The organism is Paenibacillus sp. JNUCC 34 (genome assembly GCF_058269055.1).
Genome location: NZ_CM177770.1, coordinates 2,915,818 through 2,927,238 on the forward strand (window position 1 = coordinate 2,915,818; position 11,421 = coordinate 2,927,238).

At 43.4% G+C, this 11,421-nt stretch carries 10 protein-coding genes; 7 read left to right on the forward strand and 3 right to left on the reverse strand.

Going from position 1 to position 11,421, the window contains the following annotated elements; all coding sequences use genetic code 11:
* The first annotated feature begins 26 nt into the window (after nucleotides 1–26).
* The 4 genes from AC2TF5_RS13695 (at nucleotide 27) to AC2TF5_RS13710 (ending at nucleotide 5,154) form a co-directional block, all read left to right on the forward strand.
* On the forward strand, nucleotides 27–1,511 hold the full coding sequence (locus tag AC2TF5_RS13695; protein WP_491302671.1) for an aminotransferase-like domain-containing protein: 1,485 nt from the start codon (nucleotides 27–29) through the stop codon (nucleotides 1,509–1,511).
* 37 nt (nucleotides 1,512–1,548) lie between these two features.
* Nucleotides 1,549–2,487: a D-alanine--D-alanine ligase gene (locus tag AC2TF5_RS13700; RefSeq protein ID WP_491302885.1), complete on the forward strand. Its 939-nt coding sequence runs from the start codon at nucleotides 1,549–1,551 to the stop codon at nucleotides 2,485–2,487.
* Nucleotides 2,480–3,664, forward strand: coding sequence for an aminotransferase class I/II-fold pyridoxal phosphate-dependent enzyme (locus tag AC2TF5_RS13705; protein ID WP_491302672.1), 1,185 nt, complete (start codon nucleotides 2,480–2,482; stop codon nucleotides 3,662–3,664). The genes AC2TF5_RS13700 and AC2TF5_RS13705 overlap by 8 nt, the downstream gene beginning before the upstream one ends.
* Before the next feature lie 131 nt (nucleotides 3,665–3,795).
* A complete protein-coding gene (locus AC2TF5_RS13710) occupies nucleotides 3,796–5,154 on the forward strand; it encodes an erythromycin esterase family protein (RefSeq protein WP_491302673.1) in 1,359 nt (452 codons plus the stop codon).
* A gap of 254 nt (nucleotides 5,155–5,408) precedes the next feature.
* Here the strand turns inward: AC2TF5_RS13710 and AC2TF5_RS13715 are convergent, their stop codons facing one another.
* The gene (locus AC2TF5_RS13715; RefSeq protein ID WP_491302674.1) at nucleotides 5,409–5,768 is read right to left on the reverse strand and encodes an isochorismatase family protein; all 360 of its coding nucleotides are present in this window, start codon (nucleotides 5,766–5,768) and stop codon (nucleotides 5,409–5,411) included.
* Between the two features lie 302 nt (nucleotides 5,769–6,070).
* Here AC2TF5_RS13715 and AC2TF5_RS13720 point away from each other — a divergent pair, with 302 nt between their 5' ends.
* Both AC2TF5_RS13720 and AC2TF5_RS13725 read left to right on the forward strand, forming a co-directional pair.
* Nucleotides 6,071–7,573 (forward strand): thiol-activated cytolysin family protein, encoded by a 1,503-nt coding sequence (locus AC2TF5_RS13720; protein WP_491302675.1) that lies wholly within the window; start codon nucleotides 6,071–6,073, stop codon nucleotides 7,571–7,573.
* 152 nt (nucleotides 7,574–7,725) lie between these two features.
* Nucleotides 7,726–8,922, forward strand: a complete 1,197-nt coding sequence (locus AC2TF5_RS13725) for a macrolide family glycosyltransferase (protein WP_491302676.1) — start codon at nucleotides 7,726–7,728, stop codon at nucleotides 8,920–8,922.
* Nucleotides 8,923–8,996: 74 nt separating this feature from the next.
* On the opposite strand, the gene AC2TF5_RS13730 is transcribed toward AC2TF5_RS13725, so the two are convergent.
* Nucleotides 8,997–9,572, reverse strand: a complete 576-nt coding sequence (locus AC2TF5_RS13730) for a type 1 glutamine amidotransferase family protein (RefSeq protein WP_491302677.1) — start codon at nucleotides 9,570–9,572, stop codon at nucleotides 8,997–8,999.
* A gap of 54 nt (nucleotides 9,573–9,626) precedes the next feature.
* Nucleotides 9,627–10,577, reverse strand: a complete 951-nt coding sequence (locus tag AC2TF5_RS13735; protein ID WP_491302678.1) for a helix-turn-helix transcriptional regulator — start codon at nucleotides 10,575–10,577, stop codon at nucleotides 9,627–9,629.
* Between the two features lie 238 nt (nucleotides 10,578–10,815).
* Here AC2TF5_RS13735 and AC2TF5_RS13740 point away from each other — a divergent pair, with 238 nt between their 5' ends.
* Complete coding sequence (locus tag AC2TF5_RS13740; protein ID WP_491302679.1) at nucleotides 10,816–11,370, forward strand: biotin transporter BioY; 555 nt, start codon at nucleotides 10,816–10,818, stop codon at nucleotides 11,368–11,370.
* Nucleotides 11,371–11,421: the final 51 nt, after the last annotated feature.

The following is an 11,421-nucleotide window of genomic DNA, read 5'->3' on the forward strand; positions in this document are numbered from 1 at the left end:
CACATTATATATGGGGGCGATGAAGTATGTTCCAGGATTTCAAGTTCGTTAGTGACCGTCCGGTCGCGATACAAGTGAAAGAATTCGTCAAACGTTTAATTATAAAAGGGGCGCTTCAAGCGGATCAGAAGCTGCCCTCCACACGTGAAATGAGTGGTCTGCTTAAGGTGAGCCGCAATACAGTCATTGCAGCCTATGAAGGCTTGGAGGATGACGGATTTACGTATGCTATTCCCGGCAAGGGCAACTATGTGGCTGCTATGGTGGGCCAGGCAGCTGTTAATAACGGAGAAGCTGACAGTTCTGCTGCTGGGCAGATCGACTGGAAGTCAAGAATGAATGAATATGCTGTATCGGCTGTAGAGCTGGATATGATGAAACAGGGCATTCGTGCCAAAAAAGGAACCATCTCGTTCACAAGCATCGCACCGGATGAGCAACTGTTCGATCTCGGAAATGTAAAGCGAGCCTTTATGGACCGGATGGCAATCGAAGGGCAGGTGCTGCTCAACTACGGCTATGCCAAGGGCTACAAGCCGCTGATTGATTACCTGATGCATTATATGGAAAATAAGGGCGTCGATATAAGCGGCAAGGATATGCTGATTACAAGCGGGTTTACAGAAGGCTTTGACATTGTGCTGTCGGCATTACGTCCTTCTGCACGCCGCGGAGCGGCAATTTGTGAGAATCCGACACATCATACAGCGATCAAAAATTTGAAGCTGCAAGGATTTGAGATTACCGGCATTCCGATGGAGCATGATGGAATCGATGTGGAGCAGCTAGAGGCGGCACTGCAGACCAAGAACTTTGATCTGGCTTATTTAACTCCTTCCTATCACAATCCGACAGGCATCGTCATGTCGCCGGAAAAGCGCAGTACCGTTATGAAACTAATGATGCGTTATCAGATTCCGGTGATCGAGGATGGATTCAATGAGGAACTGCGCTACTCGGGAGCGCATGTTGCACCCTTAATAGCGACAGCAGGGCAAGGAAACGGAGTCATCTATATTGGCAGCTTCTCCAAGGTGCTGTTCCCTGGCTTGCGAGTAGGTTGGGTGCTTGGAGACCAAGAGCTAATCGACACTCTGGTAAGCATTAAGCGTGCACGCACTATTCATACATCAACAATCGATCAATCGATTTTATACCAATATTTGTTTAACGGAAATTTCGATAAGTATGTAAAAAAAGCACGTACGGAGTATAAACGCAAATATGAGTTGACAAAGGCTTGCTGTGAAGCACATCTTCCTGAGGTGCAGCTGTCTGGCGACGGGGGCTTGCATTTGTTTCTCACCTTTCCAACTGGCATAAATACACACCAGCTGCTTGATGCCTGCATTGAGCAAGGTGTAATTTTCACACCGGGAGACAGGTTTTTTATTCAAGAAGGCGAAGGGACGAATACATTGCGGCTTGGTTTTTCACGAGTATCGGATGAAAATATCGAACGGGGTATTAAAATAATCGGTAAACAGGCGCGTAGCTTTCTTAAGGCATAACGGTTAAGACGATTTTTAAGAAAAATGAGGTGTCATGATGAAAATTGGCGTTATTATGGGCGGTATATCCACTGAGCGTGAGGTTTCTCTGAAAACTGGTCAAGAGATGATCAATCATTTGGATCACAGCCGCTATGAAGTGGTTCCAATTGTGATCGAGCAGCGAGTGGATTTAATCTCGCAGGTCCAACTGGCTGGCATCGATTTTGCACTGTTGGCTCTGCATGGACAATATGGCGAAGACGGCACGGTACAGGGAGCGCTGGATACCCTGGGCATTCCGTATTCAGGCAGCGGTGTCTTGGCAAGCAGTCTATGCATGAATAAGAAGCTAAGCAAGATGCTGCTGAAGGCGGCGGGTGTGCATACGCCTGTTGGCCTTTGCTGGCAGGGCATGGACGATTATGATCCGCAGATGGTGGAGCGACTGGGCTACCCGGTTATTGTAAAACCGAATACAGGGGGATCAAGTATCGGCATCCAGCTTGTACAGAATGAGAAGGAGCTGCTGCCGGCTGTTCAGGAGGCTTGCAGTTTGGATCAAGCGATCTTGATTGAGCCCTATATTAAAGGACAGGAACTCACCTGCTCGATAATGGATGGCGAGGTATTGCCAATTATCGGCATTCGCTCCGCTCATTCGGAGTGGTTCGACTACAAAGCAAAATATGAAGCCGGTGGCGCTGAAGAGAATGTGATCGTTCTTCCTCCAGTTATTGAGCAGCGTGTGCATGAGGCGGCACTGGCCAGCTACCGGCTGCTGCAATGTAAAGTCTATGCAAGGGTCGATTTGATTTTATGTCAGGATACGCCTTACGTGCTGGAAGTAAACACATTGCCAGGAATGACCGCGAACAGCCTGCTTCCGAAGAGTGCAGCTGCTGCGGGTATAACCTTTTCACAGCTGCTGGACCGCATTATTGCCAGCTCACTCCATGAGCGAAAACTGGAATGGGAGATGGTGCAATATGTATAGTGAAGAGGGTACGGGGCGATTATTATCCTCACGCGTTAGGGATATTCGGCCATCGGGAATTCGCGCTTTTTTTGATCTGAATGCAGCAGGCGGAGATACAATCGCCCTTGGGGTAGGTGAGCCTGATTTCGTTACACCGGAACAGGTACGTGCAGCTTGCATTCAGGCATTGCATGAAGGGAAGACGAAATACACTTCGAATGCCGGCTTGATGGAGCTGCGTGAGGAGCTATCGGCTTATTATTCTAGCAGCTTCGCGCTTTCCTATGATCCCGAGCAAGAAATTGTCGTGACAGTGGGAAGCAGTCAAGCCGTCGACCTAGCTCTGCGGACAGTGATCGATCCTGGTGACGAGGTACTAATTCCGGCGCCAAGCTATATTGCCTATGAACCAATTACCCATCTGCACGGTGGTAAAATTGTGGAGGTGACGACTACTGCTGAAGAGCAGTTCAAGCTGACTCCTCAAGCGCTGCAAGCGGCAATTTCGCCTCATTCAAAGGCTTTGATGATCAATTATCCGTGTAATCCGACCGGAACAGTTATGACAGAGCAGGATTGGTTGCCGATTGTGGAACTTATTATCAAACATAATCTGGTTGTCATTTCGGATGAAGTTTATGCCGAACTGACTTATGGGAGAAAACATGTCAGTATCGCCTCTATGCCCGGCATGAAGGAGCGCACGATTGTCATCAGCGGTTTTTCCAAAGCTTTTGCGATGACAGGCTGGCGGGTAGGCTATGCGTGCGGTCCGCGTGAGCTGATTGCCGGCATGCTGAAAATCCACCAATATACGACCATGTGTGCTCCTACTATTGCACAGATTGCCGCGCTCGAATCATTGCGTCATGGCCTGGCTGCCAAAGACGAGATGATGGCGAGCTACAATGAACGCCGCAAGCTGTTTGTGGCTGGCTTGAATGCAATCGGGCTGGCCTGTCACGAGCCTGAGGGGGCATTCTATGCCTTCCCTTCAATTACTTCTACTGGTATGACATCTGAGCAGTTTGCTCTTCGACTGCTGAAGGAAGCGAAGGTGGCAGTCGTACCCGGGGATGTATTCGGATCAGGCGGAGAGGGCTTTATTCGCTGCTCATATGCAACCTCTCTCGTCGATTTGGAGAAAGCGCTGGAGCGGATGGGAAGGTTTATGCAAGTGATGCAGCCGGTTTAATGAAAACTTTCAGAATATAGAAGTCATTAGAAAGAGCTCCAACTTTATACTTTCCTTAGAAATTCTTGTTACGATGTTCCTGCAGATAAGAGAGTAACGATAATGGACTTCTAAGGAGGAGAATATTCAGCATGCAAGCAGTACAACGATTAAAAAGATTGATAGCTCTGGGACTGGCATTTACGCTTATTCTATCCCCAGTCAACGCATCAGCAGCAGCACCACAAAAGAACGCCGGAATGAATGAGAATGTACGAGAGATTACATCGCTCACGTCTTCAGACTACAAGGATTTGGCGTTCTTGAAGCCGATATTGAAGGATAAGACGGTCGTGAGCCTCGGCGAGAACTTCCACCGTGTTGCGGAATACAGCAGCATGAAGACGAGACTGATCAAGTATTTGCACGAAGAGCTCGGTTTTGACGTGATCGCATTTGAATCAGGACTTGGGGATGCCTTCATGACGAGCGAGAATGTCGACACATTGACCTCGGCAGAGATGATGCAGCGTTCGATTTTCCCGATCTGGCATTCCAAGGAGACGCTGAATCTATTCGATTACATTAAGAAGCAGCAGGGAACCAAAAATCCACTCTATCTTGCGGGTTATGACATGCAATTCACTTCGGGTTATCTCACGCAGTTTATTGCCGGTTGGATTGCCAAGGTGGACAAAGAGCAAGGCGAGCAGTATTTCAACTTCGAAATGCAAGCAATGACGGATTTGTATAAAGTGCTTAACCAATACGGCATGGACGATAGCCATCCGGAGGCGAAGGCGGAGATCAAGAAGGTCAAGGAAGCGTACGAACCGAAATATAAGGCATTGATCCAATTCATCCAAAAGCATAAGAAAGAACTCGCCGCAGCTTACCCAGCCAACCCGCATATGGTGGATATTGCGTTCAAGACGCTCGAAGATCGGATCAAGTTCATCGAGATGGGAATGTACGATACGAAGGAAAGCTATGAATTCCGCGACCGGATTATGGCCGACAACGTCGAGTGGTTAATGAAAGTGATGTACCCTGGTAAGAAAGTGATTTTATGGGCACATAATGATCATCTGGCGAAGAATACATCCAAGATTCAGACGAAAGAGCAAGGGAAATGGATCGGCAGCTTTACCAGCATGGGCGAACTGCTCCATAAGAAGCTGAAGGATAAAGCTTATGTGGTCGGACTATATATGAACAGCGGCAAGGCCAGCACCATTACGACGCAAAAGAACTTCGATATCAAGCCGATGCCGAAGGGAAGTCTGGAGGAACTGATGATGCGCAGCGGCTATAAAATTGCCTTTGCCGATCTATCCAAGCACAAATCCCCGAACCAGAGCAACTCATGGATGTTCAAGCCGATCTATGCAGCGGAGGATGGCATGACCTCCGAGATTATCATTCCTATGTCAATGCGATTCGTTCCGAAAGAGCAGTTCGACGGCATCATCGTCTTCGATAAAGTGAAGGAACCAACAACGAAATTCTAATCTTGTTCCATTGGAGAATCAGTCGTTCCCCCTGTCGGTAACACCGCGCGTGTTGCAGCAGGGGGATTTTTGTTGGCGCGGAAAACGCGGCTTTTAATTATGTTCCAAGTTCTTGTCGTACCATCTAACATAAACTTGGGACAAGTGTTATGAAATCAGTATTCGTTAATACTGCTCGGTTACGTGTTCCCGGACTATTAAGCATATGCCATGCTGTATATTGTTCGGCATACGGGTTGGCAGCAGACATTCCATCAACAGGAATCGGTTTTGTAGAATTTATCTACGTTCGATTTCACAATTGGATCAATCAGGGAAGGGGTTAATTGATGATTTATATCGGAAGCTTTCCCTGCATGCGTAAGACTATAAACGACTAACATACCTACCTCACGTGCTTCAGACAATAAATTGTTAATCTTAGAGATGGACGCAATACAGCGATGATTGTTACAAATAGAATTCTCCATATCTAAGATAAGGAGTGCAGTATTTCTAGGGTTAATATAGACTGCTTGTAACTCAGGTGCAGGTGGGGGGATAACATTATTCCATTCATCGATGATTGTATGGTCAGATCGCCAATTGCCGCATAAGGGACAACGATACCTCATAATAACCCTCCAAAATGCTTCTTTCCGTTAGCCTATGTAACAATTTAGAAAAAGTGTATGTAGGTGAACATAATGCCCTAGCGGACAATCAATTGACAAGACGGTTTTTTAAAGAAACGTAAGTGGATTGAAACCTACCTGAGCGATAGGGCAAAGCCATCGGGGAATATGCTAGAAATATCTTGTGCTATAAAAATTACGGAGTTCTTTGTCATATAAATCTAATAATTTCGCGCTAAAATACCGATAAAATCAGTATAGTACTATAGCACTATACTATACATAAAAAGGGGTAGATCTGTATGAGGAATTCAAAACATGTGAAGGGAGCAAAAGTACTCGTAAGTCTATTAATGAGTTTACAAGTGTTCGCCTTTTCGAGTATTTCCTATGCTGCAACAAACGGCCCCAATGATATTGATATTGGGATCGCAGGCCTGACTTATAATCGCAATGAGGTTTTGGCTGTACAAGGGGATCAAATCAGTAGTTTTGTTCCCAAAGAAGGCATTCAATCCAATGGTAAATTTATCGTGGTTGAACGGGACAAAAAATCACTCACAACGTCACCCGTAGATATTTCAATCATTGATTCGATCACAAATCGCACTTATCCAGGTGCAATACAGCTTGCAAATCAGGATTTTGCGGATAATCAGCCTAGTCTGGTTATGGCTGCGAGAAAACCGTTAGATATAAGCATTGATCTGCCTGGGTTGAAGAATGAGAATACAATTACCGTTCAAAATCCAAATTACGGAAATGTTTCTAGTGCCGTTGATCAGCTCATATCGACTTGGGGCGAGAAGTATTCCGGCACGCATACACTGCCAGCGAGATTGCAGTACGCTGAATCTATGGTTTACAGCCAAAATCAAATTTCCAGCGCACTGAATGTAAACGCACAAGTGCTTAACGGTACGCTGGGAATCGACTTTAACGCGGTTGCCAACGGCGAGAAAAAAGTGATGGTTGCTGCTTATAAGCAAATCTTTTATACCGTAAGTGCGGGACTACCTAACAATCCATCGGACTTGTTTGATGACAGTGTGACGTTTGCTGAGTTAGCCCGCAAAGGGGTAAGCAATGAGACTCCGCCACTGATGGTATCTAACGTAGCTTATGGCAGAACCATTTACGTAAAATTGGAGACGACCTCCAAGAGCAACGACGTACAAACGGCATTTAAATTATTGCTCAATAACCCTAGCGTACAAACTAGCGGACAGTACAAAGATATTTATGAAAACAGTTCGTTTACTGCGGTTGTATTAGGCGGCGACGCACAGACACATAACCAAGTCGTCACGAAAGACTTCAATGTTATTCAAAATGTAATCAAAGACAATGCACAATTCAGCAGCAAAAACCCAGGTTACCCGATTTCATATACTAGTGTCTTCTTGAAAGACAATTCCATAGCTGCGGTTCATAACAATACAGAATATATCGAGACGAAAACGACAGAATATACGAAGGGTAAAATAACCCTTGATCATAGTGGTGCATATGTTGCTCAGTTCGAAGTATATTGGGATGAATTCACATTTGATGAAAATGGACAAGAGATCATTACTCGTAAAGGTTGGGAAGGAAACTGGCGCGATAAAACAGCGCATTTCTCGACAGAGATTCCACTTCCACCTAATGCCAAGAACATAAGAATTTTTGCGAGAGAATGTACAGGTCTTGCTTGGGAATGGTGGAGAACAGTTATTGATGAGTATAACGTTCCGTTAACTAGCAATACTAACGTTTCGATTTGGGGAACAACGTTATATCCGAAATCATCCATTACTCACTAGTCATATCTGAACATCTCCCCATTCATTTGGGGAGATGTTTTTTTGCTTTTGTGCTTTTGCATGTTTTTGCTTACGGCTCATTTATAATAGGATTTTCACTAATTACATCAAGAGTGAATGTAAGTCAACCGTATACTTAAGGAGTGATGGAAATGGCGCGTGTTTTATTTATAAATGGCGGCTCAGAGGGACATATCAATCCTACGATTGGAGTTGTGCAGGAACTTATTTCGCGTGGTGAAGAGGTCGTATACTTTTGTATAGAAGCTTATCGGGAGCGAATGGAAGAAACGGGAGCAACCGTACGAACATTTGATGGTCAAAAATTGATTAAAGCCTTTATATCAGGCGGGCGAAATTATGTACTCGAAAGAATCAACGGCCTGTTACTTACGTCAGATATCGTCATACCAAATGTGCTTGAACAGATCAAAGGTGAGCATTTTGATTACATCATTCATGATTCCATGTTCGGTTGTGGACGTATAATTGCTCAAATGCTGAAGCTGCCTGCAATCAATTCCTGCACTTCTTTTGCGCAGACAAAGGTATCATTCGACAGCATGCTGGAACAGTTTCATACAAGTGTCCCAGCAGAAATCGCTAAGCCTATCAATGATACATTTCAAAGTCTATCAGAAAAGGTGAAGGAAACCTATCATGTGGAGATCCATTCTCCTTACGAAGTATTTTGTAATCCGGCACCGCTTACTATCGTGTATACAACAAAGGAGTTCCAACTTGATGGAGAAGCATTCGATCATTCTTATAAATTTGTAGGCCCATCCATCTCTTCACGAGTAAATCAGAAAGACTTCGACTTTACGGCAATCGAGGGGAAAAGCCTCATTTACATTTCACTCGGTACCGTCTTTAACCAAGCGATTGATTTCTATAAGCTGTGTTTTGAGGCATTGGGGGACACGGAGCATACGATTGTCATGTCTATAGGGGATAAAGCCCATATTTCTGATTTAGGGGAGATTCCTCCAAACTTCATCGTAAACAACGTTGTGCCGCAAACAGATGTATTGCAATACGCTAAATTATTTATAACACATGGTGGAATGAATAGTGCCCATGAAGGTCTCTATTATGGGGTACCGCTCCTTGTAATCCCGCAAAGCGCGGATCAGCCGATCATTGCGGGACAAGTCGCCAATATCGGAGCGGGCATTACCTTACCAATGCAAAGTTTGACTGCACATCAACTACGCGAGGCTGCAGATCATGTGTTAAGCGTCTCATCTTTCAAGAAAGCTGCAGCAAATATGCAACAATCCTTACGAAAATCAGGTGGGTATGTACAGGCTGTTGATGAGATTTTTGAATTTATAAGCCAAAATTAGTCCGCACAATAACTCATGATTGATTCCCACGAATCAATCATGAGCCATTTTTATTTACTGGTAACTGTCGACCTTTATTTGTAAAAGCCGACTTTAAACATGTGATACCACTCTTCTAGTTGGTCTTCAGGCATAAACTGTAAATATTTCAGAATTTCTTTAGCAAACTCAACCGCTGATGTTCCGTTTGCCGTAATGAACCCTTCTTTTGAAATCACTTGTTTTTCAATAAAGTGCTCTGAGCCTTTATAGCCTGGTGCATACTCCTCTAAATAGGGGAGTGAATTGCCTGTATGCTCGATATCATCTAAATATCCTTTATCCGCCAAAAACGTACTTGCATCACATATCGCCGCAACCGGAATTCCTTTTTCCACACACAAATCAACTACTTGCTTCACATCATCATTCTCACTCTTCATCCACGAAGTTCCACCTACTAAGATAAGCATATGAAAATGTGTTGGAATTTCAGCAATTGAGTAGTCTGGAATAACCGTGAAACCACCCATTGATTTTATTGGGTTTTTCTTAACTGCTAACGTTTTCACGATGAATCCTGTTTCTGGTTTATTCAGCACTGCACAAATATACGCACTTTCCCAGTCCGCAAAATTTTCTGAAATAAACACAAGTACTTCTTTTTTCATGCTCTCAGCTCCCTTTCTTTATTTATTGTCATTCTACAGGGCAATAGGTGACAGCTATATGTCATCTTTATAGAAGGAATACATGTTTTCAAGTTTACTCTTCACTGTCTGACGTAGGGAAGCGGGTTCAATTGCACGAACCTTTCCTTGAAGGCTAATAACGAAATCTGCGACCCAATCTATGTTCGACGTATAAAAGCGAATCAAGCATTTTTTAACTTCACTGTCATCACAAGGCTGTAAATATTTTGAACCTATTTTGTCTACTATATAAAATTTGTCCTCATTGTTACACTCTAATATTACTTCTATAGCGTATTCCGACGAGTATTCCGAGGTAGAAGAAATCGTGTTTATGAAATCAAAGTCGATCTCACAATTCGGTCTATAGCTAAATGTGCTGTCCAATACCTCAAAAGATAAGATTCGAGACAATTTAAATAAGCGAAAATCATTTTTCTCCAAACAAAAAGCATATAGATACCAATATGTCTGCTTGAAAACAAGTTTATGAGGCTCAACTATTCTCTTGGATTGAGCATGCTTCGTTATATAGTCCATTTCAATGCACTGTCTATTCAAAATTGCGGTATGTAATTGCTTGACCTTTTTATGCATTTCACTTTGTTCAAACCAGGATGACAGATCAATGATGATATCACTTTCAGCAAGTATCAAGCTTTCATCTTTAGGCAAAAGCTTGTTTATTAAATATTGTATTGAGCCTTCACTTTTAATGCTTCTCAATCCACTTAATCCGACATATAGGTTTTTAATATCCTCCTCTGATAAAATACTTCGATTTACCTTATATCCCTCTGCTACTGAAATTCCGCCTCCAATCCCGGGAAAAGAAACAATTGGAATTCCAGCCATGTTTAATGTATCTATATCACGAAATATTGTACGTTTAGATACTTCAAATTTATCCGCTAATTCTTGTATAGTAACTCGTTCTTTATTTGTTAATACACTAACAATACTTATCAACCTATCAATCTTCAACAAATCACCTTCTACAAGCATTACTATATTTTGTGAAAATATTATATCACACGTCCTGACGATGTTATCTGTATTACGTTATAAAGAAGCTGATGTTATTGTATCATTCGATATTATCGTTAACCAAAAATATAAATATCGGGTTTACAATGTAGAGGTATCAGTATATGATTTATCCATACATAGATGTCGACTCTTGTAGATGTTTAACTCGAGACATAGTGATGGAGGAAGAAATGTGAAGACAAAAGAGATGGTATTTGCAGCATTATTCGCTGCGTTAATTGGGGTATTGGGCTTGATTCCACCGATTCCACTAGGCTTTATACCCGTACCAATAACCGCACAAACGCTAGGCGTCATGTTAGCGGGCTGCTTTTTAGGGAAAAAGACGGGAACGATTAGCTTGATCTTAATTATCGTTTTGGTTGCTATTGGTTTACCTTTATTATCTGGTGGCCGTGGAGGAGCTTCGGTTTTCGTAGCGCCGACGGTCGGGTATTTTCTAAGCTGGCCATTCGCCGTATTCTGTATTGGATATGCCACGGAAAAGGTATGGCCAAAGTTAACTATTTGGAAATTGATCATCATCAATTTTGTATTTGGTGTAGTACTGATTAGTTTAATTGGCGCTCCGGTGATGGCTCTTATGACAGGTACATCGATCTGGGCCGGACTTGTGGGTGCTACGGCATTCTTACCAGGGGATTGTATTAAAGCAGTCATTGCAGCCATTATTGCGCTTCAATTGAAAGCTATTAGCCCGATTGAAGATAAGGTAAACAACGCCTAGATAAGCGATTTCCAATCATTCAATTACATAATGTTAATGGGTGTGATGAGA